At 60.0% G+C, this 25,423-nt stretch carries 22 protein-coding genes; 14 read left to right on the forward strand and 8 right to left on the reverse strand.

Going from position 1 to position 25,423, the window contains the following annotated elements; translation table 11 throughout:
• Positions 1-25: 25 nt before the first annotated feature.
• Complete coding sequence (locus tag BKX93_RS21885) at positions 26-532, forward strand: GNAT family N-acetyltransferase (RefSeq protein ID WP_070981355.1); 507 nt, start codon at positions 26-28, stop codon at positions 530-532.
• 17 nt (positions 533-549) lie between these two features.
• Here the strand turns inward: BKX93_RS21885 and BKX93_RS21890 are convergent, their stop codons facing one another.
• The 3 genes from BKX93_RS21890 to BKX93_RS21900 form a co-directional block, all read right to left on the reverse strand.
• Positions 550-774, reverse strand: a complete 225-nt coding sequence (locus BKX93_RS21890) for a hypothetical protein (RefSeq protein ID WP_070981357.1) — start codon at positions 772-774, stop codon at positions 550-552.
• 107 nt (positions 775-881) lie between these two features.
• Positions 882-2,357, reverse strand: coding sequence for a protein adenylyltransferase SelO (locus tag BKX93_RS21895; protein WP_070981359.1), 1,476 nt, complete (start codon positions 2,355-2,357; stop codon positions 882-884).
• Between the two features lie 260 nt (positions 2,358-2,617).
• Positions 2,618-4,885 (reverse strand): YgiQ family radical SAM protein, encoded by a 2,268-nt coding sequence (locus BKX93_RS21900; protein WP_046168218.1) that lies wholly within the window; start codon positions 4,883-4,885, stop codon positions 2,618-2,620.
• 269 nt (positions 4,886-5,154) lie between these two features.
• On the opposite strand from BKX93_RS21900, the gene kdoO reads away from it, so the two are divergent.
• The 5 genes from kdoO (at position 5,155) to ushA (ending at position 10,979) form a co-directional block, all read left to right on the forward strand.
• Entirely contained in the window at positions 5,155-6,006 is an 852-nt protein-coding gene (gene kdoO / locus BKX93_RS21905) for a Kdo hydroxylase KdoO (RefSeq protein WP_070981950.1), read from the forward strand.
• Between the two features lie 140 nt (positions 6,007-6,146).
• Positions 6,147-6,854: a GNAT family N-acetyltransferase gene (locus tag BKX93_RS21910; protein ID WP_070981361.1), complete on the forward strand. Its 708-nt coding sequence runs from the start codon at positions 6,147-6,149 to the stop codon at positions 6,852-6,854.
• Positions 6,841-7,440, forward strand: coding sequence for a class I SAM-dependent methyltransferase (locus BKX93_RS21915; RefSeq protein WP_046168216.1), 600 nt, complete (start codon positions 6,841-6,843; stop codon positions 7,438-7,440). The genes BKX93_RS21910 and BKX93_RS21915 overlap by 14 nt, the downstream gene beginning before the upstream one ends.
• A 112-nt stretch (positions 7,441-7,552) precedes the next feature.
• On the forward strand, positions 7,553-9,235 hold the full coding sequence (locus BKX93_RS21920; RefSeq protein WP_070981363.1) for a glutamine--tRNA ligase/YqeY domain fusion protein: 1,683 nt from the start codon (positions 7,553-7,555) through the stop codon (positions 9,233-9,235).
• A gap of 97 nt (positions 9,236-9,332) precedes the next feature.
• Positions 9,333-10,979 (forward strand): bifunctional UDP-sugar hydrolase/5'-nucleotidase UshA, encoded by a 1,647-nt coding sequence (gene ushA / locus BKX93_RS21925; protein ID WP_070981365.1) that lies wholly within the window; start codon positions 9,333-9,335, stop codon positions 10,977-10,979.
• Positions 10,980-11,059: 80 nt separating this feature from the next.
• On the opposite strand, the gene BKX93_RS21930 is transcribed toward ushA, so the two are convergent.
• Positions 11,060-11,908 carry a hypothetical protein gene (locus BKX93_RS21930; protein WP_070981367.1) on the reverse strand — a complete coding sequence of 283 codons (849 nt, stop codon included), beginning with the start codon at positions 11,906-11,908 and terminating at the stop codon, positions 11,060-11,062.
• Between the two features lie 281 nt (positions 11,909-12,189).
• Between BKX93_RS21930 and BKX93_RS21935 the strand changes: the two genes are divergently transcribed.
• The 4 genes from BKX93_RS21935 (at position 12,190) to BKX93_RS21950 (ending at position 17,025) form a co-directional block, all read left to right on the forward strand.
• Positions 12,190-13,407, forward strand: a complete 1,218-nt coding sequence (locus BKX93_RS21935; protein ID WP_046157726.1) for a 6-phosphofructokinase — start codon at positions 12,190-12,192, stop codon at positions 13,405-13,407.
• Between the two features lie 155 nt (positions 13,408-13,562).
• Entirely contained in the window at positions 13,563-14,936 is a 1,374-nt protein-coding gene (gene cysS / locus BKX93_RS21940) for a cysteine--tRNA ligase (protein ID WP_070981369.1), read from the forward strand.
• Positions 14,937-15,044: 108 nt separating this feature from the next.
• Entirely contained in the window at positions 15,045-15,260 is a 216-nt protein-coding gene (gene rpmE / locus BKX93_RS21945; protein WP_021478681.1) for a 50S ribosomal protein L31, read from the forward strand.
• A gap of 115 nt (positions 15,261-15,375) precedes the next feature.
• Positions 15,376-17,025: an ArnT family glycosyltransferase gene (locus tag BKX93_RS21950; protein WP_046157728.1), complete on the forward strand. Its 1,650-nt coding sequence runs from the start codon at positions 15,376-15,378 to the stop codon at positions 17,023-17,025.
• A gap of 77 nt (positions 17,026-17,102) precedes the next feature.
• Here the strand turns inward: BKX93_RS21950 and BKX93_RS21955 are convergent, their stop codons facing one another.
• A complete protein-coding gene (locus BKX93_RS21955) occupies positions 17,103-18,017 on the reverse strand; it encodes a LysR family transcriptional regulator (protein WP_070981371.1) in 915 nt (304 codons plus the stop codon).
• Between the two features lie 96 nt (positions 18,018-18,113).
• Between BKX93_RS21955 and BKX93_RS21960 the strand changes: the two genes are divergently transcribed.
• From BKX93_RS21960 to BKX93_RS24965, 4 genes are all read left to right on the forward strand, one after another.
• Positions 18,114-19,082 carry an NAD(P)H-binding protein gene (locus BKX93_RS21960; protein ID WP_046157730.1) on the forward strand — a complete coding sequence of 323 codons (969 nt, stop codon included), beginning with the start codon at positions 18,114-18,116 and terminating at the stop codon, positions 19,080-19,082.
• A 583-nt stretch (positions 19,083-19,665) separates the two neighbouring features.
• Positions 19,666-20,406, forward strand: coding sequence for a PAS domain-containing protein (locus tag BKX93_RS24240; RefSeq protein WP_082107266.1), 741 nt, complete (start codon positions 19,666-19,668; stop codon positions 20,404-20,406).
• 1 nt (position 20,407) lies between these two features.
• Complete coding sequence (locus tag BKX93_RS21965) at positions 20,408-21,298, forward strand: DMT family transporter (protein WP_070981373.1); 891 nt, start codon at positions 20,408-20,410, stop codon at positions 21,296-21,298.
• Positions 21,299-21,394: 96 nt separating this feature from the next.
• Positions 21,395-21,856 (forward strand): hypothetical protein, encoded by a 462-nt coding sequence (locus BKX93_RS24965; RefSeq protein WP_145929371.1) that lies wholly within the window; start codon positions 21,395-21,397, stop codon positions 21,854-21,856.
• A 340-nt stretch (positions 21,857-22,196) separates the two neighbouring features.
• On the opposite strand, the gene BKX93_RS24245 is transcribed toward BKX93_RS24965, so the two are convergent.
• Genes BKX93_RS24245 through BKX93_RS24255 form a run of 3 tightly spaced genes read right to left on the reverse strand, consistent with a single transcriptional unit; the run spans position 22,197 to position 25,413 of the window.
• The gene (locus BKX93_RS24245) at positions 22,197-24,332 is read right to left on the reverse strand and encodes a phospholipase effector Tle1 domain-containing protein (protein ID WP_083340634.1); all 2,136 of its coding nucleotides are present in this window, start codon (positions 24,330-24,332) and stop codon (positions 22,197-22,199) included.
• A complete protein-coding gene (locus BKX93_RS24250; RefSeq protein ID WP_082113767.1) occupies positions 24,329-24,859 on the reverse strand; it encodes a DUF3304 domain-containing protein in 531 nt (176 codons plus the stop codon). Before BKX93_RS24250 ends, BKX93_RS24245 begins: the two co-directional genes overlap by 4 nt.
• Complete coding sequence (locus tag BKX93_RS24255; protein WP_083340635.1) at positions 24,856-25,413, reverse strand: DUF3304 domain-containing protein; 558 nt, start codon at positions 25,411-25,413, stop codon at positions 24,856-24,858. The genes BKX93_RS24250 and BKX93_RS24255 overlap by 4 nt, the downstream gene beginning before the upstream one ends.
• Positions 25,414-25,423: the final 10 nt, after the last annotated feature.

The raw sequence follows: 25,423 nt of genomic DNA on the forward strand, positions 1-25,423 counted from the left end.
CATTCGTTTCCAGGAGCTTGCGTCGATGAATGCCGCCTTCACCCTCCGTCCCCTGACTGCCGCCGATTTCGAAACCGTCGCCGCGCTGGGCGCCGCCATCTGGCGCAAGCATTTCATTGGCATGATCAGCCGAGAGCAGATCGACTACATGGTGTCCGGCCGCTACACGCCGGAAAAGCTCAGCCGCTATCTGGACGCGCCGGACCGCTGGTTCCGCCTGCTGCGGGTGGAGGGGCGGCCGGTAGGCTATTGCAGCTACGCGATGGCCGAGCTTCCCGGCGAGATGAAGCTGGAGCAGTTGTATCTATTGGGAGAGATGCGGGGAAGAGGGCTGGGCGGCAAGATGATGGATGAAGCGGAGGCCGCCGCCCGCGCGATGGGCTGCGCCACGCTGATGCTGACCGTCAACCGCCACAACGCCGAGGCCATCGCCGTGTACGAAAAACGCGGTTTTCGCGTGCGGGGGGAGGTGGCGGCCGATATCGGCAATGGTTTTGTGATGGATGATTATGTGATGGCGAAAAGCGTGTAAGGGGAAATTGATATTTTTTATTTTTTGGATCTGGTTGGTTTCCCTTCCTGTTCCATGATCTCCGAGAAGCGCCTCCAAGTCATTTGCTTTTTATTGATCGAATTCCCAGAGGGCAGCCATTCTATATTTCCTTTGCTGATCAGCAACGTTCCCAGTTTGGCACCATCAAGTTTTATCTCAAATTCTACGTCTTTGTGTAGGATGATTTTTTCGCTAAGGTTGAGGGTGACTTCATGAGCCATAATTTCCACTCCTCTCTTACTTGGGGCTGATCGGTTGTTTACTGCTGGTTATAGTAAAAGAGCAAGCATAAATGCTTGCTCTTTATAGGTATGCGGCGAGTTCTTTATTATGTCCCGCAAAACGTCTTATACCCCTCGGCCAGTTCCGGCTCCGCCGGCAGCGCGTAGCGTTCCCATCCCTCGTGCTCGGCGAACGGCTGGCGCAGCGCTTCCAATAGCTTCAGCGCCGGCTTCATGTCGCCGCGTTCGCTGGCGGCGTCCAATGCTTCTTCCACCAGGTGGTTGCGCGGAATGTAGAGCGGGCTTTCGCGGCGCATCGCGGCGGCGATGTCGGGCGGGCGGCGCGTGCGCGGCACGTGGCGGGCGTGCCATTGCTTCAGCCACGGCGCCAGCGCGTCCGGCGATGGGAACAGGGACGTCAGCCGTTCGGGCTTGCCCTCCGCCTCGTCGGCCAGGTAGCGCCAGGCCAGGGTGTGGTCGACGCCGTGGGCGGCCAGCAGCACCAGCCAGTCGTCGGCAAGCGCCTGATCGCCGTCGCGCTCGCCCTCCAGGCCCAGCTTGCGGCGCGCCTGCTCCAGCCAGCGGCGCTGGTACTGCTCCTCGAAGCCTTCGACGATTTCGGTCGCGGCCGGCACGGCGGCGGCCGGGTCTTCCGGCGAGATCAACGGCAGCAGGGTTTCGGCGAAGCGGGCCAGGTTCCATTGGGCGATGGCCGGTTGGTTGCCGTAGGAATAGCGGCCCTGGTGGTCTATCGAGCTGAACACGGTGCCGGGGTAGTGGGCGTCCATGAAGGCGCAGGGGCCGTAGTCTATGGTTTCGCCGGACAACGCCATATTGTCGGTGTTCATCACGCCATGGATGAAGCCGGCGTGCATCCAGCGGGCGATCAGCGCCGCCTGGCGCTCCGCCACGGCGGCCAGCAGCGCCAGGTGGCGGCCGTCCTGGCCGGCCAGCTCCGGATAGTGGCGGGCGATGGTGTAGTCGGCCAGTTTGTTCAGCATGCCGGTTTCGCCGCGGATGGCGAAGTACTGGAAGGTGCCGACGCGCAGATGGCTGGCCGCGACGCGGGCCAGCACCGCGCCGGGCAGCGGCCGTTCGCGGTAGACCGGCTCGCCGGTGGCCGTTACCGCCAGCGCGCGTGTGGTGGGGATGCCCAGCGCCTGCATCGCCTCGCCGACGATCAACTCCCTCAGCATCGGCCCGACGGCGGCCTTGCCGTCGCCGCGGCGCGAGAACGGCGTCTGGCCGCTGCCCTTGAGGGCGATGTCGCGCCGTTGGCCGTTGCGGTCCGTCACTTCGCCCAAGAGCAGCGCGCGCCCGTCGCCCAGCGACGGCGACAGGCCGCCGAACTGGTGGCCGGCGTAGGCCTGGGCGATCGGTTGCGCGCCTTCTGGGATGTCCGCGCCGGAGAACAGCCGCGCCAGCTCGGCTTCGCTGGCTTGTTCGGCATCCAGGCCCAGTTCTCCAGCCAGTTCGGCGTTCCAGTACAGCAGCTCCGGCGCCGCCGGCGTTTCCGGCCGCACCGGCGCCCAGGCGTCGGGCAGGTCGCGGGCGTAACTGTGGTCGAAGGGGATGCGGATCATGGCTGTTTCTCGTGGGCGAAGGTGTCGAGTGGGCGTCTTGCGGCCCCGTTCCCCAACCGCTCTCCCGGGGGAGAGCGGTTTGGCGATGGGGAGAGGGGCACCTTGCAACGGCATTCAGTTTCTCGGTCGAGTGTTACCGTTCATGGCATGCCGCTCGCAATATTGTGCCCCTAGTCCGGGCGCGGCGCCAGCGCATTGGCATGTCGGGCGCGGCGGCGAGAAAAACGCCGCGGTCGGCGGCGTTTTCTGGCGGGACGGCGTCAGCGGCTGCGGCCGGTCTTGCCGCCGGGTTTGGCCGGCGAGCGGCCAGCCTGCGGCTTGCCTGAGGCCGGCCGGCCGCTTTGGCCATGCGAGCCGACGGCCGCGGCAGGCTTGGCGCGCTGGCCCTGTTGCGGCTGGCGGGCGCCAAGGGACTTGCCGCGGCTCATCGTCGCGCCCATCTTGTGGCGCACCGCGGCGGCCTTGTCGCCCGGCTGCGTCGGAGGTATCAGGCAGTGCTTGCTGTGGCCGATCAGATCGCTGCGGCCCATCTGGATCAGCGCGTCGTGGATGATCTGCCAGTTGTCCGGATGGTGGTAGCGCAGGAAGGCCTTGTGCAGCTTGCGGCGGTAGCCGTCGCGCACCACGTCCACCTTTTCCGAGCTGCGGCTCAGGCGCTTCAGCGGATTGCGGCGGGTGTGCCACATGGTGGTGGCCATCGCCATCGGCGTCGGGGTGAAGGTCTGCACCTGGTCCAGGCGGAAGTTGTTCTTCTTCAGCCACAGCGCCAGATTCATCATGTCTTCGTCGCTGGTGCCCGGGTGGGCGGCGATGAAGTAGGGGATCAGGTACTGTTCCTTGCCGGCCTGGCGGCTGAAGCGCTCGAACAGTTCCTTGAACTTGTCGTAGGCGCCCATGCCCGGCTTCATCATCTTGGACAGCGGGCCGTCCTCGGTGTGTTCCGGAGCGATCTTCAGATAGCCGCCGACGTGGTGTTGCACCAGCTCCTTGATGTACTCGGGCGAGCGCACGGCCAGGTCGTAGCGCAGGCCGGACTGGATGTTGATCTTTTTGACGCCCGGCAGCGCGCGCGCCTTGCGGTACAGCTGGATCAGATGGCTGTGGTCGGTGTTCAGGTTTTCGCAGATGTCCGGGAACACGCAGGACAGCTTTCTACAGGAACGCTCGATCTTCGGGTCCTTGCAGGAGAGGCGGTACATGTTCGCGGTCGGGCCGCCCAGATCGGAGATGTGGCCGGTGAAGCCTGGGGTCTTGTCGCGGATTTCCTCGATCTCGTGCAGGATGGACTCTTCCGAGCGGCTCTGGATGATGCGGCCTTCGTGTTCGGTGATCGAGCAGAAGGTGCAGCCTCCGAAACAGCCGCGCATGATGTTGACCGAGTACTTGATCATCTCCCAGGCCGGGATGTGGGCGTCGCCATAGGCCGGATGCGGATTGCGGGCGTAGGGCAGGCCGTAGACGAAGTCCATTTCCTCGGTGGTGAGCGGGATCGGAGGCGGCGTCAGCCACACGTCGCGCTCGCCGTGCATCTGCACCAGCGCGCGGGCGTTGCCGGGGTTGGATTCCAGGTGCAGGGTGCGGCTGGCGTGGGCGTACAGCACTGGGTCGTGGGCGACGGCTTCGTAGGCCGGGATACGGATCACGGTCTTGGCGCGCTCGGCGCGGCGCTTGGCCAGGCGCTCTTCGCGCGATTCGATGCGAATCACCTGCGGCTTGGAGGGATCGATGTCTTTGGTGGCTTCCGCCGCCTGCTCCGGGATTTCCTGATACGGGTTCAGGTGCGGGTCGACGCGGCCAGGGATGTCCACCACGCTGGAGTCCATCTCCTGCCACTCGTCGTCCGGCCGCCAGCCGTGCGGCACGATAAAGGCGGTGCCGCGGATGTCGCGCATCTCCGACAGCTTTTCGCCCTTGGCCGCGCGGTGGGCGATCTCCACCAGCGCGCGTTCGGCGTTGCCGTACAGCAGGATGTCGGCCTTGGAGTTGACCAGCACCGACGGGCGCACCTTGTCGCTCCAGTAGTCGAAGTGGGCGATGCGGCGCAGGCTGGCTTCGATGCTGCCTATCATCACGCCGACGCCAGGATAGGCCTCGCGGCAGCGCTGGGCGTATACGGTGACCGCGCGGTCCGGCCGTTTGTTGGGCTCGGCGTTCGGCGTGTAGGCGTCGTCGGAGCGCGCGCGGCGGTCGGCGGTGTAGCGGTTGATCATCGAATCCATATTGCCGGCGGTGACGCCGAAGAACAGGTTCGGCTTGCCCAGTTCGCGGAACGCGTCGGCGCTGTGCCAGTCGGGCTGGGAGATGATGCCGACGCGAAAGCCTTGCGCCTCCAGCAAGCGGCCCACCAGCGCCATGCCGAAGCTGGGGTGGTCGATGTAGCAGTCCCCTGTGATCAGGATGATGTCGCAGGAGTCCCAACCCAGCTCGTCCATTTCGGCGCGGGTCATCGGCAGGAACGGGGCGGTGCCGAAACGGCTGGCCCAGTACTTGCGGTAGGAATCGATTGGTTTGGCTTGCGGAGTAGTCATGCGTTCACGTCGAATTCAGGCAGCCGGCCATTATGCCGCATTCTGGAAAAAAAATCAGCATAAACAACTGTTTATTCTCGCCAATCGCCCGCATGGCGGTAGGGGCTTTGCGAGCGGCGATTTTCCACGCGAATCAAGGCGCTGGCCGGACTGCGCCGGAGCGGGGCTGCCGGCGCGGCGGCTTTGGGTGTACCCTTGCCGGTTTGCGCGGCGCGGCAAGCTCGCGCCTCTCGAAATATTGGATGATTGCCGGGATGGGAGACGAAATCATGGCGGAACGCATTGTCGGAGTGAAGGATGGGGATACGGGGCTGGTGAGCAGGCTGGAGGCGGGCGCGGTGCTGCATGTGCCGGATTTCGGCTTCGCGCTCAGCGCCGCCGAGCAGGCGCTGCTGAATCCGGCCATCGCCGACCCCAAGCGCAAGAACATCAGCCTGGAGCCGGGCAATGGCGCGTTGCATGGAGTGCTGGGCGGGGATGACGCGCAGCGCGCGGTGCGCTCGCTGGTGTCCCGCTACCAGCGCGCCGCCGCCGATCTCTTGGCCCGCGTGCTGCCGGAATACCAGGGCAAGACCCGCGCCGCGCCAACCAGCCTGCGCCTGGTGCGGGTGGAAGACCGCAAGACCTCGTGGCGCAAGGACGACAGCCGCCTGCACGTGGACGCCTTCCCGTCCCGCCCCACCTACGGCGAGCGCATCCTGCGCGTGTTCTGCAACATCAACCCGGCGGGCGAGCCGCGGGTGTGGCGCGTCGGCGAGCCGTTCGAGGATATGGCCAAAAAAATGCTGCCGCGCGTGCCGGCCCAATGGCCGGGATCGGCCGCCTTGCTGGCGGCGCTGAAGATCACCAAGCGCAAGCGCAGCGGCTACGACCACATCATGCTGCACCTGCACGACGCGATGAAGGCCGATCTGGAGTACCAGCGCGATTGTCCGCAGGAAACGGTGCCGTTCGCGCCGGGCGGTGCCTGGATCTGCTTCTCCGACCACGCGTCCCACGCGGTGATGTCCGGCCAGTTCATGCTGGAGCAGACGCTGTGGCTGCCGCTGGACAAGATGGACGACCCGGCCAAGTCGCCGCTGCGGCAGCTGGAGCGGCTGACCGGCAGGATTCTGGCATGAGTTTCCCCGCGCCAAACTCGAAATGGGTAACACGGATTGCCGTTTTGTAGCAAAATGACCTTGTTTTCGCGATCCGGCGCCGCGTTCGCGGCGCCGGGGCCCGCCATTTCCACGGAAAAAACAGAAACGGTCGCCTGAGCATGCACTCTCCGCAGATATTTTCCCCGATCCAGCTTCTGCCCGACTGGCGTTCCGCCGGCAAGGCGCCCGAGGCCGCCATCTATGGCGAGACCGTGTCCTTGCGTCCGCTGGACGCGGCCCGCCACGGCGCGGCGTTGTTCCGGCTGTTCGCCGGCGACGACGGGCATTGGGAGCATCTTCCCTATGGCCCGTTCGCCGATGAGGATGGATTCATGACCTGGCTGGCGCTGACCGTGGCGCAGTCGGACACCGCGCTCTATATCGTGTGCGCCAAAGACTCGGAGCAGCCGCTGGGCTTCCTGGGCTATCGGCAGATGGTCCAGGCCCATGGGGCGATCGAGATCGGCCACGTCAATTTCTCGCAGGCGCTGCGCCGCACCCGTTTGGCCACCGAGGCCGTGTTCCTGCTGCTGAAGGCCGCGTTCGAGCTGGGCTACCGCCGCTGCGAATGGCGCTGCGATTCGCGCAACGCCGCTTCCGCCGCCGCGGCCCGCCGCCTGGGTTTCCAGTTCGAAGGCACCCTGCGCCAGGCCATGGTGGTCAAGCGCCGCAACCGCGACACCCACGTGTTTTCCATGCTGGATGGCGAATGGGAAGCCTTGCGGCCGGCTTATGCCGCTTATCTGGCAAGCGGCAATTTCGACGGGACGGGCAAGCAGCGCCGCCCGCTGGCCGAGTTTCTGGGCGAGGTCCGTGAGCCGGCCTGACCCGCTCGAGAGCCGTGACCCGTGGCTGGCGCGCTGGCTGCCGTTGCTGCGGGAGGCGGGCAGGCTGGGGCCGGTTTTGGAGATAGGCTGCGGCGAGGGCGAGGATTCGGCCGAGCTGCTCGGCGCGGGGCTGGAGTTGATCGCCTTCGATCTGTCGGCCGACTCGGTTGCCGCCGCAGCCCGCCGCGCGCCCGGCGGCAAGTTCCATTGCCGGGATGCCAGGCGGCCGTTTCCGCTGGATGGCGTGCGGCCGGGCGCGGTGGTGGCGAGTCTGGCCCTGCATTATTTCTCCTGGGACGAGACGGTGGAGATCGCGGAGCGCATCCGCCAGTGTCTGCCGCCCGGCGGCAAGCTGCTGTGCCGGCTGAACGCGACCGACGATCACCATTACGGCGCCAGCGGGCATCCGGAAATCGCGCCGGATTATTATCTGGTGGACGGCGCGCCCAAGCGGTTTTTCAATGAGCGGGCGGTGCGCGAGCTGTTCGCCGACGGTTGGCGCATCCTGTCGCTGGAGCATCGCGTCAGCGGCAAATACGCGTTGCCGAAAGCCTTGTGGGAAGCGGCGCTGGAGCGGTCGGACTGAGTCCGCCGGCTCCGTCCGGACGGTGGGCGGCGCGAGGAATCGGCCGCTTGGCGAAAATGGCGGAAAAATCGGTTACAATGCCCGATTCGCCATACTCACCCACAGCCAGAACATGAGCACGGAAAACAACGCGCCGGTTGTCAACAACTTCATTCGCAGCATCATCGACGAGGATCTGGCCACCGGCCGCCGCAGCTCGGTGGTGACCCGCTTCCCGCCCGAGCCGAACGGCTTCGCCCACATCGGCCACGCCAAGGCGATCTGCATCAACTTCGGCCTGGCCGAAGACTACAACGGCCAGTGCAATCTGCGCATGGACGACACCAATCCGGAGAAAGAATCGGACGAGTTCGTCGAGGCGTTCAAGCAAGACATCTCCTGGCTGGGCTTCAAGTGGAGCGGCGAGGTGCGCTACGCATCCGACTACTTCGACCGCCTGTATGGCTACGCCGTCGAGCTGATCCAGGCCGGCAAGGCCTATGTGGACGACCTGTCCGCAGAGGAAATGCGCGAGTATCGCGGCAATCTGACCGAGCCGGGCAAGAACAGTCCCTACCGCGACCGCAGTCCGGAAGAGAACCTGGATCTGTTCACCCGGATGCGCGCCGGCGAGTTTGCCGACGGCAGCAAGACGCTGCGCCTGAAGATAGACATGGCCTCCGGCAACATCAATCTGCGCGATCCGGCCATATACCGCATTCGCCGCGTGCATCACCACCGCACCGGCGACAAGTGGTGCATCTATCCGATGTACGACTACACCCACTGCATTTCCGACGCCATCGAGGGCATCACCCACTCGCTGTGCTCGCTGGAGTTTGAAGACCACCGCCCGCTGTACGACTGGGTGCTGGACAACATCAGCATCGGCCATCATCCGCAGCAGATCGAATTCTCCCGCCTGGAGCTGCTGTACGCGCTGACCTCCAAGCGCAAGCTGCAGGCGCTGGTCAACGACGGCGCCGTCACTGGCTGGGACGATCCGCGCATGCCCACCATCGCCGGCATGCGCCGCCGCGGCTACAGTCCGGCCGGCATCAAGCTGTTCGCCCAGCGCATCGGCGTGTCGAAGAGCGAGAACATCATCGACATGGCCATCCTGGAAGGCGCGGTGCGCGAGACGCTGGAAAACGACTCGCCGCGCGTGATGGCCGTGGTCAATCCGCTGAAAGTGACGCTGACCAACTACGACGCCGCCGTCACCGCCAGCCGCAGCGCGCCGTTTCATCCGCATCATCCGGAATTCGGCGAGCGCGACGTGCCGATCGCCCGCGAGATCTGGATCGAGCGCGACGACTTCGCCGAAACGCCGCCGCCGAAGTGGCAGCGCCTGACCGCCGGCGGCGAAGTGCGCCTGCGCTACTCCTACGTGATCAAGTGCGACGAAGTGGTGAAGGACGCCAACGGCGAGATCGTCGAGTTGAAGTGCTCGATCGACCACGACACGCTGGGCAAGAACCCGGAAGGCCGCAAGGTCAAGGGCGTGATCCACTGGGTGTCGGCCGAACACGCGATCCAGGCCGACGTGCGCTGGTATGACCGCCTGTTCACCGAGCAGCGTCCAGACGCGGTGCGCGGCGACGACGGCGAATACGTCGATTTCCGCCAGTTTCTGAGCCAGGAATCGCTGAAGCTGGTGCCGGCCTATGTGGAGGCATCCGTGCTGCAAGCGGCGCCGGAGTCGCGTTTCCAGTTCGAGCGCCTGGGTTACTTCGTCACCGACCGCTACGAACACCGGAAGGGCGACAAGGCGGTGTTCAACCGCACCGTCGGTCTGAAGGACAGCTGGAAGTAAATCATCGCAGCACTGCCGGATGGCGAGCCCCAGGGTTCGCCATTTTTGCATGCGCAAGCGGTTTTCGCGCGCGAAGCCCGGCTCATAAGGAGATAAAATGCGCACCGAGCTCAAATCCATCGCCGTATCCTTGCTGGCCGCCGGCCTGCTGTCCGCCTGCGCGACGCCGCCGGGCAAGGGCAACTACGACAGCGGCAAGGTCTACAAGATCACCATCCTGCACACCAACGACCACCACGGCCGCTTCTGGCCGAACAGCGACGGCGAATACGGCCTCGCCGCGCAGAAAACGGTGGTGGACAAGGTGCGCGCCGAAGTGAAGGCCGAGGGCGGCTACATGCTGCTGCTGTCCGGCGGCGACATCAACACCGGTGTGCCGGAGTCAGATCTGCAGAACGCCGAGCCCGATTTCCGCGGCATGGACCGCATCGGCTACGACGCGATGGCGGTGGGCAACCACGAGTTCGACAAGCCGGTGCCGGTGCTGATGCAGCAGCGCAAGTGGATCAATTTCCCGATGCTGTCAGCCAACATCTATCAGGACGGCAAGCGGATGTTCGATCCCTACGCCATGTTCAACCTGGGCGGCGTCAAGGTGGCGGTGATGGGCCTGACCACCGACGACACCGCCAAGATGGTGAATCCGGCGCAGATCAAGGGCATCGAGTTCAAGAGTCCGATCGCCGAAGCCGCCACCCTGGTGCCGGAGTTGCGCCAGAAGGCCGACATCGTCATCGCCGCCACCCACATGGGCCATTACGCCGACGGCAATCATGGCGTCAACGCGCCAGGCGACGTGGAAATGGCGCGCGCGGTGAAGGGGCTGGACCTGATCGTCGGCGGCCATAGCCAGAACCCGGTGTGCATGAAGGCCGAGAACGTCCGCGACGACGCTTACGTGCCGGGCGCGCCCTGCGCGCCCGATCGCCAGAACGGCGCCTGGATCGTGCAGGCGCACGAGTGGGGCAAATACGTCGGCCGCGCCGATTTCGAATTCCGCAACGGCAAGCTCAAGCTGGCCAAGTACCAGCTGATTCCGGTCAATCTGAAAAAGACGGTGAAGACCGCCGACGGCAAGACCGATAAGGTGCCGTACACCGAGCTGATCCCTGAAGACAACAAGCTGCGCAGCTTCCTCAAGGCCTACCAGGACAAGGGCCAGGTTGAATTGGGCGTCAAGGTGGGCGAACTGTCGGCCAAGCTGGAGGGCGACCGCTCCGTGGTGCGCGGCAAGCCCACCAATCTGGGCGTGTTCGTCGGCGAAGCGATGATGGCCAGAACCCAGGCCGACTTCGCGGTGATCAATTCCGGCGGCATCCGCGACTCGCTGCCGGCGGGCGTGGTCAGCTACAAGGACGTGCTCAAGGTGTTCCCGTTCGGCAGCACGCTGGCCTATGTCGACATGAGCGGGGCCGAGGCATTGGATTACCTGAAGGCCGCGGCGCGGATGACGCCGGGCGCCGGCGCCTTCGCCCAGTTCGCCGGCGTCAGGCTGCGCATCGTCGGCGGCGAGCTGCAGCAGGCCGAGGTGGCCGGAAAGCCCATAGCTCCGGCCAAGCGCTACCGCGTGGCGATCAATAGCTTCATGGCCTCCGGCGGCGACGGCTATCCGAAGATGATGGAGCATCCGGGTTATGTGAACACCGGCTTCGTCGATGCCGAAGTGCTCAAGGATTACGTGGCCAAGCATTCGCCGATCCGGGCCGAGCGTTACGCGCCGGCCGGGGCTGTGGCGCGGGAATAAGATTTGGCCGCCACGGCTTGGGGAAGAACGGGCCGCTCCTGTGGAGGGAGCGGCCCGTTTCGCATTGGCGGCGGGCGCGTTCAGCGGATGATTTCGAAGAACGGGTCGCAGCAGCTGCCGGCCGGAGTGCAGCCGTAGCCGCCGGTCTGATCCGGCGCGAAGTCGCTTTTTTTCCATTGCTTGTAATGGGCGGCCGTGTAGTAGACGCGGCTGTTGACGTAGTCGTAGACGACGCGGCCGTCCGATGCGGCGTAGGCGTACTGATTGTCGCCGGCGTACTCGGCCTGGGTCAGCTCAACATAGCCGGTCAGCGGGATCTGCGCGCCGCCCACCGTGCGGAAGCGGTTGGCGTAGCAATGCCAGCGCAGGCTGTTGCTGATGCCGGCGGTGCGGTTCAGCAGATCCATCGTGGCTTGCCGTCCAAGATTGTCCAGGTTGGGGCATTGATTCAGATTCAGCCCGGCGATGTTGACTGCCGGCAGGTGGTTGCGTTCGTTGCCGTGCGGCGAGCGGGCGTATTCGGCCCAGTAGGCGGCGTTCATGAGGAACGGGCCGTCCACTTGCGGGGGGTAGAACTGGCCGGCGGCGGCGGTGGCCAGCTGGTATTGCAGCAGCGAGGAAGCCATCTGCCGCAGGCCGTTGGTCAGCACCGCGCGGTCTTGCTTGACCTGCGGCACCACCAGGCCGGAGCCGGTATTCCGGACTACGGCCCGGACGTCCGCCGGCAGCGCGTTGTAATTGCTGCATTGCTGCGGCGTCCAGCGGGCGCCGAGCGGCATACGGGCGGACCAGAGCTGGCCGATCGCGTCTTGGGGGCTGGTCCACTTGTCGGCGGCGGCAGCATGGCCGGAGAGGCCGATGGCCAGCGCCGAGGTCAGGATGGTGGCGTGAAGTGCGCGCGAAAAAAGCGCGGCGTGTCGTTTGGCCATGGGGCCTCCTGAGGGAAGGGGTATCGGGGTGGCGTGTCGGTCGCCGCGGCCATCCTGCCGCCGTTGAATGTGAAAAAGTACTGATCGTTAGGGCGGGGCGCGGTTTTGCGTTTTTTTCCGGCGCGTCGGCGCAGCGGGTTTGCCGCCGGTCAAGGAAGCGTTTTTTGTCGCGGTCATCGGTCTTGAGGCGGCTTTCGTCCAAGTGGTATGGTGGTGGCGTTATCGGCGCGGCCCGGACGACGGCGCGCCTGTTCCGTCAGTTTCTCATCCAGGTTGCGATCATGACCAAGCCAAGAGCTGTATATCTGCAATCCGGCGGACCCACCGCCGTTCTGAACGCTTCCGCCCAAGGGGCGATTGAAACCGCGCGTCGCCTGGGGCTTTCCCTGTACGCCGCCTATGATGGCCTGGCCGGCTTGCTGGATGATCGCCTGTGCGACACCGATGGCGTGTCCGACACCGCCATCGCCCAGCTCGCCTTCATGCCGGGCGGCAGCTTCGGCGTCAGCCGCCGCATGATAGGCACGTTCGAGGAAGCGCCGGAAGACTGGCTGCGCCTTCGCGACGTGCTGGCCAAGCACGATATCCGCTATCTGTTGATCAACGGCGGCAACGGCTCGCTGGGCTGCGCCGAGCGGCTGGCGGATTTTGAAAAGCGCACCGGCTACAAGCTGGGCGTGATCGGCATACCCAAGACCATAGACAACGACCTGATGGGCACCGACAACAGTCCCGGCTATGGCTCGTCCGCCAAGTTCCTGGCCAGCGCGATGCGCGAGGTGGGGCTGGACATGACCAGCATGGGCTGGGGCAGGGTATTCATCATGGAAACCATGGGCCGCCACACCGGCTGGCTGGCCGCCGCCTGCGCCGCGTCCTCGCGCAGCCCGCAGGAAGCGCCGCACCTGTTGTTGCTGCCCGAGGTGCCGTTTGACCAGGAGCGCTTCCTGGCCGCGCTGGATGCCAGCCTGGCCAAGCATGGCCAGTGCGCGATCGCGGTGGCCGAGGGCATCACCGGCGCGGACGGCCGCTTCGTCGCCGAAGCCAAGAAATCCGAAACCTATGGCCACGAGCAGCTGGGCGGCGCCGGCCACTGGCTGGCCCAGCTGATCTTGCGCGAGCGCGGCATTTCCGCCCACGTGGCCCAGGTGGACTATTTGCAGCGAGCCGGCGGCCATCTGGCTTCCGCCACCGATGTCCGCCAGGCCTACGTGATGGGCGAAAAGGCGGTGGAATGGCTGCTGGCCGGCAAAACCGGGCTGATGGCCGGCATCAAGCGCCTGAACGATCATCCCTACTGCTGGGATGTGGCCGAAGTGCCGCTGTCGGCGGTGGGCGACAAGGAAAAGCGGCTGCCGCCTGAATTCATCGGCGCCGACGGTTTCAGCGTCACCCAGGCTTTTCTGGATTATGTGAAGCCGCTGATGGAGGGCGAGCGCATCCCGCCGTTCAAGGACGGCCTGCCGGATTACCGCCCGATCGCCTGGCCGCGGGTCTGATTCGCGATTGATGGCGAGAAACGGCCGCCGCGTCGCAGGGCGCGGCGGCCGTTTGCGCGTTTCAGCGCGTAATGTCGCGGCGCGAATGACAGAAGCCGGCGCCGCTCTGTTACAATCTCTTCCCTTTGAATCATCAACCATAGGTTTTTTCGATCATGCTGAGCCTGTACAACACACTGACCCGCCAGAAGGAAGCGTTCAAACCCATCGAACCCGGCAAAGTGAGCATGTACGTCTGTGGCATGACCGTTTACGACCTCTGTCACATCGGCCACGCGCGCATGCTGGCCGCCTTCGACGTGATCTACCGCTGGCTGAAGGCCTCCGGCTACGATGTGAACTATGTGCGCAACATCACCGACATCGAAGACAAGATCATCAAGCGCGCGCTGGAGCGCGGCATCACGCCGGAGCAGCTGGTGGCGGAAACCATCGCCGACATGCGCCAGGACGCCGCCGCGCTGGGCCTGCTGCCGCCGACGCACGAGCCGCGGGCCACCCATCATGTGGGCGGCATGATTAAGATGATCGAAACGCTGATCGCCAACGGCAAGGCTTATCCGGCCGCCAACGGCGACGTCTACTACGCGGTGCGCGAATTCGAAGGCTACGGCAAGCTGTCCGGCCGCACCCTGGACAAGCTACGCGCCGGCGAGCGCGTGGAAGTGGACCCGAACAAGCGCGATCCGCTGGACTTCGTGTTGTGGAAAGCCGCCAAGCCGGTCGAGCCGTCCTGGGACAGCCCGTGGGGCAAGGGCCGTCCGGGCTGGCACATCGAGTGCTCGGTGATGAGCTGCCACCATCTGGGCGAACAGTTCGACATCCACGGCGGCGGCGAGGACCTGCAGTTCCCGCACCACGAGAACGAGATCGCCCAATCCGAAGGCGCGCATGGCCACCAGTACGTCAACTACTGGCTGCACAACGGCTTCATCAATGTCGACGGCGAGAAGATGTCCAAGAGCCTGGGTAACTTCTTCACCATCCGCGACGTGCTGCAGCACTTCGACGGCGAGGTGATCCGCTTCTTCATCGTGCGCAGCCATTACCGCAGCCCGGTCAACTACACCGACGGCATCCTCAACGACGCCAAGCACGGCCTGACCCGCCTGTACACCGCGCTGCGCGGCATCGAGTTGCCGGCGTCAGCGGGCCTGGACTGGAACAACGCCTACGCCGCCCGCTTCAAGGCGGCGATGGACGATGATTTCAACTCGTCCGAGGCGGTGGCGGTGCTGTTCGAGCTGGCCGGCGAAGTGAACAAGAGCCGCGACCCGCAGCTGGCTCGCCTACTGAAAGATCTGGGCGGCGTGCTGGGCCTGCTGGAGCGCGATCCGGAAGCCTTCTTGCAAGGCGGAGTGGGCGATGGCGAGCTGTCGGCGGAACAGGTGGAAGCGCTGATTCAGGCGCGCAAGGACGCGCGCGCCGCCAAGAACTGGGCCGAGTCCGACCGCATCCGCGACGAGCTGATCGCCAAGGGCATCGCGCTGGAAGACGGCGCCGGCGGCACCACCTGGCGCCGCGCCTGATCTGGGTTTGGCCGCTGGCGCTTGTCAACGGCGGCCAAACGGCGGATAATGCGATGTTTCGCAAGCAGTACAGGCAAAACCCCTGTACCCGTTATGAAAGGTAGAGAGATGAAAACCGATATTCACCCGAACTACAAAGAGCTGTCCGTTACCTGCTCCTGCGGCAGCCAGTTCGTGACCAAGTCCACCATGGGCAAAGACGCTTTCTCGATCGAAGTGTGCTCCAACTGCCACCCGTTCTACACCGGCAAGCAGAAGATCGTGGACACCGCTGGTCGCGTGGACAAGTTCAACCAGAAATTCGGCGGCTTCTTCAAGCGCTAAGCGCGTTGCCGTATCTGGACTTCGAAAAAGGCAGCCTGCGGCTGCCTTTTTTCATGCCTGCGCCGCATGCGTGGGATAATCATCAGATCCTTAGGAACAACAAGGTGGCAACGGGATGCTGACTTATTCCGCTCAGGCCAGCACGCTGGCCAAGCCGACTGAAAAACCCTGGGTGCTGCTGCTGCTGTGTTTCATCTGGCTGTGGCCCGGCATCCTCGGGCACGATCCCTGGAAGCCGGACGAACCCTTCGTGCTGGCCATCGCCCAAGGCATGCTGGACAGCGGCAACTGGCTGCTGCCCATGCTCAATGGCGCGCCCTATCTAGACAATCCTCCATTGTATTACTGGCTGGTCGCCGGCTGCATCAAGCTGTTCTCGCCCTGGCTGCTGCCCGCGCACGACGCCGCTCGGCTGGCGACGCCGCTGCTGATGTCGCTGTCGCTGCTGCTGGCCGGCATGGCGGGCCGCGACCTGATAGGCCGCCGCCATGGCCGCAGCGTGGTGATGATCCTGATAGGCTGCATCGGCCTGGTGGAGTCCGGCCACCAGCTTACCCCCATCGTCGCCAGTTTCGCCGGCCTTACCGCCGCCTTCTACGCGCTGTCGCTGACCCTGCGTTCGCCAGGCCTCGCCGGCGCGCTGCTGGGCGCGGCCAGCGTGATGACCTTCCTGGGCGGCAGCCTGGCGGACTTGCTGCTGATCTGGCTGGTGGCGGTGATGCTGCCGGCCTTCAGCGGCTGGCGGCGCAAGAATTACGCGATCACGCTGCTGCTGGGATTGCTGCTGGCCCTGCCCGCCATCCTGGTGTGGCCGATGCTGCTGCAGCGTCTGTACCCGGCGGTGTACGCCGAATGGTGGGGCAATTACGCGCTGGGCGGCTCCAGCGGCTTCCGCCATGTCAGGCTGTTTCACGACTTCGGCTATTACAGCCTGAACGTCTTGTGGTTCGCCTTCCCCGCGTGGCCGCTGGCGATGTGGACGCTGTACCGCAATCGCCAGCTGCAGTCCCCCAAGCTGCAGCTGCCGTTGCTGTTCACGCTGATGATCGCGGTGCTGCTGACGCTGTCCGATCGCGCCAGCATCACCGACGCGATGCCGCTGTTGCTGCCGCTGGCCGTGCTGGCCGCGGTGGAGCTGGACAATCTGCGCCGCGGCGCCGCCGCCTTCCTCAACTGGTTCGCGCTGATGACCTTCGGCCTGTTCGGCCTGCTGGTGTGGCTGGGCTGGGCGGCGATGAACTATGGCTGGCCGGAGGGCCTGGCCGGGCGCGCCCAGTACTTCAGCCCCTTCTACCATCCGCACGTGTCCTGGCTGCAGGCGGCCGGCGGCCTGATCGCCACCCTGGTGTGGCTGTGGGCGCTGACCCGGCCGCACCTGCGGGGCCGTCAGGCGATCACCAACTGGGCGGCCGGCCTGACGCTGCTGTGGGGACTGGGGATGACCTTGTGGCTGCCCTGGTTCGACGCGGCCAAGAGTTACCGGCCGGTGGTGAACAGCATGCTGCGCAAGCTGCCGGCCACCGCCACCTGCATCGCGACGGAAAACCGCAACAGCCTGGCCATGATCAGCTGGCGCTACTACGCCGGCATCGACCTGTTGTCCTTTCCTGCCGGGGAGACGCCGCCGTGCGACTACTGGCTGGTGGTGCGCAGCAGCGAGGAGGGCGTGGCCGAGCCCGGCTGGCAGGTGTTGTGGACCGGCAATCGCCCGCGCGAGCAGAACATGACCTTCGCGCTGCTGCAGCGCCTGCCGCCGCCGAAATAGCGCAAATAAGAGCTGCCATTGAAATGAAAGCCGCGCCGGATGCATGCCGGGGCGGCTTTTTTCATGGAGGCTGGGCGCTATTCGAATTTCGGCCGATCAGGCGGGGGATGGCCGGCGTAGCGCTGCATGCCTTCCACCAGCGCGTCGAACGCGGTCTTGCAGGCGCGATTGTGGCGCAGGTCCTCATGCATGGTGATCCAGGTGTCCAGGCGCAGCGCGTAATGCTCGGGCAGGATGCGCCGCAGTCCGTCGCGCCGCGCCAGCGGCAGCTGGCAGAAGCCGAGGCCGGCGCCGGCCCGCAACAGCGCCAGTTGCGCCAGGTCGCTGTCGCTGCGCAGGGCGAATCCTTCCCGCGCCATGCCGGGCATCCGTTTGGCCGCCTCTCTTTGAAAGGCAGTGGGCTGGTCGAAACCGATCAGGCTGTGCCTGTCCAGATCATCCACGGCGGCCGGTTCGCCATGCTCGGCCAGATAGCCCGGCGCGGCGAACAGGCCGACCTCGATGACGCCGACCGGGCGGGCGATCAGCTGAGCCTGTCGCGGAGGCGTCATGCGCACGGCGATGTCCGCCTCCCGCTGCAGCAGATCCTGCGCGCGGTTGCTCAGTACCAGTTCTATCGCCAGCGCGGGATGGCGGCGACGCAGCTCGGCCAGTATCGGCGGTAGCACCTCCACGCCCACCACCTCGCTGGAGGTGATCCTCACCACGCCGCGCGGCGCATCCCCCTGGCTGGAGGCCAGGCGCTCCAGCGCCGCCGCGTGGCTGGCCATCGCCTCCGCGTGCGGGCGCAGCGCCCGGGCCGCGTCCGTCGGCAGCAGTCCGCCTTGGGAACGGGTGAATAGCGGAATGCCCAGCGCGCCCTCCAGCGCGTCGATATGGCGGCCGAGCGTGGGCTGGGCTTGGCCCAGCGCGCGCGCCGCCGCGGAGAGCGATCCTTCCCGCAGCACGGCGAGGAAGGAGCGGTACAGCTGCCAGTCTATCGTGTTATCCATGCGTAAATGTATGGAATGTATGCTGTTTTAGTCAATTCCGTATTGATTCGCGCCGCCATAAGATGGCTCCACCAAGACAAACCAAGGAGCAAGATCATGACGACTCGACAAACGGCGCTGGTGGTGGGAGCGGCAGGCGGCATCGGCGGGGAGCTGGCCCGCCAGCTGCGCGACGCGGGGTGGGAAGTGCGCGGCCTGGTGCGCAGCCTGGAGCAGCCGGCCCTGACGCGCGACGGAATCGTTTGGATCCGGGGCGACGCGATGCGGCCGGACGATGTGGCGCAAGCGGCCGAAGGCTGCGCGGTGATCGTCCATGCGGTGAATCCTCCCGGCTACAAGCGCTGGGCCGAGCTGGTGCTGCCGATGCTGGACAGCACCATCGCCGCGGCGAAGCGGGAGGGTGCCACCATCGTGCTGCCCGGAACGGTGTACAACTATGGTCCGGACGCTTTTCCCATCCTCAAGGAAAACTCGCCGCAGCGCCCGCTGACGCGCAAGGGCGCGATCCGGGTGGAGATGGAGGCCCGTCTGCGCGCCCACGCGGCCGGCGGCGGAAGGGCGCTGATCGTGCGCGCCGGAGATTTCTTCGGTCCCAAGGCCGGCAACAACTGGTTCTCGCAAGGCCTGATCCAGCCTGGCAAGATCACCCGCCGCATCCAGAATCCGGCCATGCCCGGCATCGGCCACCAGTGGTCATACCTGCCGGATGTGGCGAGCAATATCGTAGAGCTCTTGGCGCGGCGCGAATCGCTGGAGCCGTTTGCCACTTTCCATCTGGGCGGCTATTGGGACGCGGACGGCACCCAGGTGGCGCAGGCTATCCGCCGCGCGCTGCAAAAGCACGGCGTCAACGCCAAGGTGGACGCCTTCCCCTGGTGGCTGATCCGGCTGATCGCGCCATTCAACGCCACGCTGCGGGAAGTGATGGAAATGCGCTACCTGTGGCGCAAGCCGGTGCGGATGGACAACGGCAAGCTGCTGGGGGTATTGGGGAGGGAGCGGGTGACGCCGCTGGATGAGGCGGTGGAGGCGACGCTGAAGGGCTTGGGTTGCCTGCCGGGGTGATTGCGCGACGAGGCGGCGCCTGCGATGGCGGGCGCCGCTTCCGTTTGAGTTTGGAGAAGCAAGAGGCATGTCTGGGAGGGGTTTGTCTGGCAGTGAATGACCTGATAGCAAGCGAATATCGTGATTGTTTTTAATCATTACTGATAAAACTACCCCCTCTTTTACTTATTATATTGCCTATGTTGACGGGTTTTAATCCAGATTCATTGCATGATTTACTTAGTAGTCTGTGTAGGGTTTTGTATTGTGCATATTGAAAATATTATATAGGTTTATTTAATCACACAGTAATGTTTACGTATATTAATGCACGAACGAGTGTGTGTGGGATGTTTATACTGACTTTAAATGAGTGTCTTTTTATTTGCTCCAAGCATTGCTGAGGGATTGCAAGGATTTTTGTACAAAATAAACCTGTTCTTTATGCCAGTTTTTGCGAATCATTGACAGATTTTGAGGGTGGGATCGCAAACTGTGCTGATGGTTAAATTGCCTTCTACGTGTGGTTGTGGCAAATTGACCATGCATAATGTATGAAATTAGTCTGTTTTAATTTGTATAATTCAAGCAAGCGGAGTTAACCATGCACCCTCCTTACTCGTTCAAAAATTTTTTAGAGCTAGAAACCTTTATTGACCAATTGGAGAGTATAGGTCAAATGGCAGGGGCCAAAGATCTGCATCACAATTTTCTATATGTCAATGAGAGTTATGCGGACTTTCATGGGATATCGCGTGACGACATTGTAGGAAGAAAATCTGAAAATATGCCTAATGGTATTTCTGTGCTATCAAAATTACTTTTTGAGCAAGACCAAATTGTATTGCACAAAAAGAAGAGGATTATTATGGGCAGTATTCACCCGCATCGCAGTGGTGACCCAAGAGCCTATAAATTTCGCAAATTCCCTGCTCTGATAAATGATAAAGACCAGATAATTCTATTTGCTGGTGAAGATTTGACCTGCGATACTACATTCTGGAGTGAAATATTGTGTGGTATTGAGCCTATGGTTAAATTTGAAAAGTTGGTTGCAGCTTCATTTAACCAACTTCAAGAGCAAAAAGAGATAAAGATTCCGCTTAACGAGAGCGAATTATCTGTTCTATGTCTTTTGTTACGTGGCGTTCCAGTTAAGCGAATTGCAGGGCTTTTTGATCTTACCACTCGCGCTATTGAAAATAGGGTGGAGTCACTAAAAGACAAATTTGGTGCTTTAAATCAGCAGAACTTGATTGATGTGGCAAGAAGGATGGGGTATCAGTCTCTTCTTTCGCGTGCGATTTTCAAAGAGCACATGACTTATAATCTGCTGGTTGAATAACATGAAGCTCAGCAAAGCCATACTCATTGTTCTTCTTTCTACTGGCATCTTTGGCTTTAACTATGTTGCCGCAAAGGTCAGCTCTGTCCGTATTGATCCCGTCGAAACGGCTATGCTTCGTGTAGCTTTTGCAGCTCTACCTGCATGCCTATTCTTACGGCTCAAGAAAGATGAATTCCTTTATGTCTTGCTCTATGGGATTGCGTTTGCTTTAGGGTTATTCTTATTCTTCAAAGGGCTTAAGACAGGTATCGATGCGGGCATTTCCTCCGTGATCATGCAGGCGGGTTCATTATTTACGGCAGCAGGGGGGATTTTGATATTAAAAGAGAGGTGGAACAAGTTTAATGTTATTGGCTGTTTGATTGCAATGTTTGGCATCTATTCCATTTCTAAGATTAAAGAAGGTGGGATCAATGTTGCCGGCATCGCTTTTGTTCTGGGCTCGGCATTCAGTTGGACCTTTGCTAACTTGTCAGTCCGGATGTCCAGAACTGAACGCCCGCTAGCATTTGTGTCCTGGGGAAGTTTGGTTTCTGCTGTGTTGTTATTTGTAATTAATCTTTCTGGTGAGAGATCTATCTTATCCACGATTGGTCAGATCGATCAGCAGGCTTGGCTAGCAATCGCGTTTCAAGGGTATGTGACGACATTGATTGGTTATGGCCTTTGGACGTTGTTGTTAAGCCAAAATCAGTTAGTTTTGAGCGCGCCTAGCTATTTACTCGTGCCGGGGTTTGCGTTATTCTTCTCTCATATTGTGCTGGGAGAGGCAATCACAGCAGAGAGAGTTTTGTTCTCCCTTGTCGTTGTCGCGGGCATCATTATTAATGCAAGCGCTCAAAATCTGAGTACGTTGGGAGAAAAGAAAAAACCTGTAATGATAACATAGCTTTATTGTGCTGATAAGGTGGTTTTCCCCCCTTTTTAATACAAAGGGGGGAGCGACAATAGCTATATTAAGACTTTGATTTGTTGAAGTTTGAATATGGCTGATGCAAAACAATTACTGTTGGAAAATTTCCAGTCAGAATTTTGTCAGATCGTAGCAAATCACATCCAAGATCATCTAAATCCATCAGAGTGGGAGCAGCTGCTGGCACTCACACAAAGTGGAATTCCACATTCTCCAGAACTTTCCTTTACAGCCTTTGATTCCATTGAAAGGCGAGTTCGTCATTTGACCTTTATAGAAAACATCTCGCCCTTGGAGATGTTGTCTGCGCCTCATTTCTATCAACGTTTACAGATCATTGGCACGCTGCATGGCCAGCCTGTTTGCTATTTCTCTGGAAGCGGTATTTATCAATGGAGTTTGACCCCTGATGGCGACTCTTTAAGCTTCTGGCTTACTTACCCTGTCTATCCGCCTGGCTGGCCGAATGATGATGATTTGGACTTGCCTTTTCAGCTTCAAGGTTCTGAATTTGACTCAAAGTGGTTGATGTAAGCTATATGGGGGCGTGTGTAAAGAAATGGTAGGCCGTTTCGGAAGAAGAAGCGATGTTGTAGGAAGGAAGAGGGAGCAGTGGTAGAAGTAAATGGGGTGCTGTAAAGAAAGCAGCCACAAGCATGTGGCTGTTTTTATAGGCGTTATATAGTTGTACGGGCATTATATTAGGTATCTATCCCTTTGGGCCACTTTTGCGGCCTTTTTACCCTCACTTATAATGGAGGGCGTGCTACTAACATACACCTATCGGACTTGTCTAGCAACGATATAAAGGCGGTAGCGATACCGTTTGATATCACATGATTTTTTCTGTTGCTGCTAGGTGTTGGGACAAAACTTAAAGACTCTGGAGTTGATCTCGGAACTTTACGCCAAGCTGGAACATATCTTGCTGATGAGTCTTCTCTAGCTTATCGGTCGGCAGTCCTTGGCCTTTCAGGATGGTTTTTTGGTTTTCAAAAACAAGATTACGTATCCTGACTTGTTCTTTATAGTCGTAGGCAAGCTGTTCTTGGCGGCCTTTCAGCGTGTCGCGCGCGAGGAAATCAATTGAGCTGGTCGTTTTGGCATAGCGTTCGTAGCGGCCTACGAACGTTGCACGTTGATGGGCATGTCCGCCAATCTCACGGCGGGTATTCGTCATTGCTGATGCGACCCGACCGCCGGCGCCATCCCCTTTGACCAGATCGGAATAATCACTATCCGTCACTACGGGATAATTTGAGCTATCGATTTTATTGGGGTCAGTTGAGTTTCCTGGCGCGCACTTTACTAATTTCTGTTCGAATGGGCTAAGTTTCTTTGGCGTTAGGCCGGTGGCAGGGTTGTATATTACGCTCTTGCTCTTATACCTTGCATCTGCGATGCGTTGTTGTCGCTGCCATGCCGTTGTCGGGCCAATCATATAGAATGAGGCATGAGAGTCGTGAAGATGTTGATCAAAGAAATCATGAACATCCTTCGGAACGGGTTGCTTGCCCTCTTCCGATTGCAGCCGCAATAGCTCAGCAGCTTCATTAACTTCGCTTTCTACTATGCGCGCTCTGGATAGGTCACCTTGCCAATCTTTTTCACTGGCGCGCATGTCCTCTAAGTCCTGCTTGTCGGAGCGCGAGCTGCGCTGTGTATTCCCTTTGCTAAGCTGTTGAATGCAATCTTGCTGCATAAATTTGGGGCTGGTAGCAATACGCCAATGCCAATATTTTTTCAAATGGGCATATAGCGCTTCTTCTACAATACGGCCGCCTGGATTCGCCCATGCCATGTAAGCGTTGAAACGTTTGATTACCAGTGGATCTATTTCAAAATCTTTATGAACAGGCAAGTTCGTTAATGATGAAAGTGCCAATAACGGAACACCTGCGGCTCTTGCGTCGTTATACATATTAAGTAGAGGAACTTGGCTAAGTAGCTTACTTCTGCTGCCTACCGCTTTTCCTTGATCACCTGGGCCATAGCCACCTCCAACATCGGAGTGAGAGCCTGGATACACAACTTCAACCGCATTCAGGGGCATGCTGCCATCTTCATGCCGAATGCTGGTTAGAGGGAAAGAGTACCGCACTTCATGAGCGGCCACGTAATGTCGGCATTGTTTCGTGAAACTGGTCACTTTTAACATATCCGGCGTTGCCCAGCTGTTCTGCCCATCTACGACACCATTCGCTGAGCGGCCGGGCGACCTGCCTAAGCCTGGCGTTGAGTGTGCCATCCCGACGGATGCAACAGTGTCAAATATCCCTAAAAAATAAAGACGAATTGGAACACAGCCGGCAAATAGCCAAGTATCGCCCTGGCGTTTACAAGATAATTCTAGCCAGCGGCAAAATACTCTTGCTAGTGCTGCGCCACGTGAGAATCCAAAGACAGCAATGTTAACGATCTCTATTTTTGGGGTATTCTTATTGTTTCCTATTGAGGCGGCTAACTTTTTTTGTACGGCATCAAGCGAAGAAAGATCAGGAAATCGAGGGTTTGGATTTCTATCTTTTGCGACCTTTAGTTCTTTTTTGTAATCACTATCGTAAAATATTGGCTTGTCGGTAAGGCTCAGGCTAATTGAGTTGCATAGTCGATAATAGGCATAGCTTAATCTCGCTTGCCCACCGGCTGCCATCGATAGTCCAAGATCATCCGGTTCATCTTCGCCAATTAATTTGAAAATGGTCCCGACGCCTTGCATGTAATAGGAATAATGATGTGTTGCTCGTTCAGTCTTGGAAGTTTCAAATAAGCTGACAATATTAGAGTGATCGCAAAGACTTCTTTGTTTGCCTTTAGATGTCGGTTCTGATAAGTCTCGATCTCTATTGTTATTTGTGCCATCAAAGAAAAAGCTTACCCAAAGATTATGTTTGCATTCAGGTTTAATTTTTCCATTGCTATCTGTTAGATCGGATTTATTCTTGAAGCGCGTAGCTATTTGTGCTTTGCTTTCTTTTGCAATGGGCGCGGATGCATTGATGATGCTCATTCGGATGCCCCTGTTTTTTTTCGTTTAACGGGCCACTGGTTTTCAATTGGTCTTGTGCCGATAGCGAGTAAATCACCAAACTCTTCTCTTGATGGATGTTCTGCGTATGAGAAGTTGGCGCCATCAGCATAAGCTCTAACTTCATCATTGGGCAAAAATGCTAGTTGTAGCTCAGCTACGGTAGTGGAGTTGTATTGGTGAACTTGAACAATTTTCCGTTTTGATACTTGGATAATTGCACCATTTTTATCACGCTTATTGCAATCTATTGTGGCATGTACGCATGCGTTACGCTCCCAATCAACAGTCACTGTAGTGCCTGGTTTGTATGTTCTAGGTAAAGTAACCCATCCGGCAGATCCGCCACCTTCGTTTGTTCTGGCCAAGCCAGCCCATTTTCCATTTACCCAAACTGAATTTATATCATGTTCCGTAAAATTGAAGGCGCTGACAGGAACGCCTATTGGCTCTTCTTTGCAGCCTGATAGAAGTATTATCGAAATGAAGAGAATGATATATTGTTTCAATTTGCATCCTTTAACTTATTATTTTGCTTTTCGGACTGTAAAGCATCTATCTTTGATTTAGGCCATATCCCCTCAAGCGGCCTTGGGCCATCTTCTATCAGTGGGCCAAATTCTTTATGGGATGGATGCTCCTTATGGAGGAGAGACATATTTCCAACGTAAATTCGTGCATCATCATTTGGCAATAAAACAACCTGTACCTCTGCCATCGTCTCCCCATCATATGGGGGGACGACTACTGTCTTTCTTTTAGTTGTTAGAATGAATCCACCGCTGGCATCTCTTTTTTCACACTCTGGAGTGTCATGGATACAAACGCTCCTCTCCCATTCAAGTTTTACAGAAGTTCCTGGCGTGTACTTTCTTGGCAAGGTAATTGATCCTGCAATTCCACCCCCTCCATTTACACTTGGGCCGCCTACCCAATGCCCATCAGCCCACGCCATGCTAATGTCGTGGTTTGTATAGTTGTATGCACCTACTGGGACTGCAAGCATTTCGTCTTTGCATCCGGTGAGTATGACTATAAAGGATAGGAAAAATAGAATACGCATTTTTTACCCG

Source organism: Chromobacterium vaccinii, assembly GCF_001855275.1.
Classification (GTDB): domain Bacteria; phylum Pseudomonadota; class Gammaproteobacteria; order Burkholderiales; family Chromobacteriaceae; genus Chromobacterium; species Chromobacterium vaccinii.

Excerpts from the sequence above, each read along its gene's own strand:
- BKX93_RS24245 (WP_083340634.1), bottom strand. The coding sequence starts at position 24,332 with ATGAGCATCATCAATGCATCCGCGCCCATTGCAAAAGAAAGCAAAGCA.
- BKX93_RS21890 (WP_070981357.1), bottom strand. The coding sequence starts at position 774 with ATGGCTCATGAAGTCACCCTCAACCTTAGCGAAAAAATCATCCTACAC.
- BKX93_RS21935 (WP_046157726.1), top strand. The coding sequence starts at position 12,190 with ATGACCAAGCCAAGAGCTGTATATCTGCAATCCGGCGGACCCACCGCC.
- kdoO (WP_070981950.1), top strand. The coding sequence starts at position 5,155 with ATGGCGGAACGCATTGTCGGAGTGAAGGATGGGGATACGGGGCTGGTG.
- BKX93_RS21960 (WP_046157730.1), top strand. The coding sequence starts at position 18,114 with ATGACGACTCGACAAACGGCGCTGGTGGTGGGAGCGGCAGGCGGCATC.
- cysS (WP_070981369.1), top strand. The coding sequence starts at position 13,563 with ATGCTGAGCCTGTACAACACACTGACCCGCCAGAAGGAAGCGTTCAAA.
- BKX93_RS21965 (WP_070981373.1), top strand. The coding sequence starts at position 20,408 with ATGAAGCTCAGCAAAGCCATACTCATTGTTCTTCTTTCTACTGGCATC.
- BKX93_RS21930 (WP_070981367.1), bottom strand. The coding sequence starts at position 11,908 with ATGGCCAAACGACACGCCGCGCTTTTTTCGCGCGCACTTCACGCCACC.
- BKX93_RS21885 (WP_070981355.1), top strand. The coding sequence starts at position 26 with ATGAATGCCGCCTTCACCCTCCGTCCCCTGACTGCCGCCGATTTCGAA.
- BKX93_RS21910 (WP_070981361.1), top strand. The coding sequence starts at position 6,147 with ATGCACTCTCCGCAGATATTTTCCCCGATCCAGCTTCTGCCCGACTGG.
- BKX93_RS24965 (WP_145929371.1), top strand. The coding sequence starts at position 21,395 with ATGGCTGATGCAAAACAATTACTGTTGGAAAATTTCCAGTCAGAATTT.
- BKX93_RS21955 (WP_070981371.1), bottom strand. The coding sequence starts at position 18,017 with ATGGATAACACGATAGACTGGCAGCTGTACCGCTCCTTCCTCGCCGTG.
- BKX93_RS24255 (WP_083340635.1), bottom strand. The coding sequence starts at position 25,413 with ATGCGTATTCTATTTTTCCTATCCTTTATAGTCATACTCACCGGATGC.
- BKX93_RS21920 (WP_070981363.1), top strand. The coding sequence starts at position 7,553 with ATGAGCACGGAAAACAACGCGCCGGTTGTCAACAACTTCATTCGCAGC.
- BKX93_RS24240 (WP_082107266.1), top strand. The coding sequence starts at position 19,666 with ATGCACCCTCCTTACTCGTTCAAAAATTTTTTAGAGCTAGAAACCTTT.
- rpmE (WP_021478681.1), top strand. The coding sequence starts at position 15,045 with ATGAAAACCGATATTCACCCGAACTACAAAGAGCTGTCCGTTACCTGC.
- BKX93_RS21950 (WP_046157728.1), top strand. The coding sequence starts at position 15,376 with ATGCTGACTTATTCCGCTCAGGCCAGCACGCTGGCCAAGCCGACTGAA.
- ushA (WP_070981365.1), top strand. The coding sequence starts at position 9,333 with ATGCGCACCGAGCTCAAATCCATCGCCGTATCCTTGCTGGCCGCCGGC.
- BKX93_RS21900 (WP_046168218.1), bottom strand. The coding sequence starts at position 4,885 with ATGACTACTCCGCAAGCCAAACCAATCGATTCCTACCGCAAGTACTGG.
- BKX93_RS21895 (WP_070981359.1), bottom strand. The coding sequence starts at position 2,357 with ATGATCCGCATCCCCTTCGACCACAGTTACGCCCGCGACCTGCCCGAC.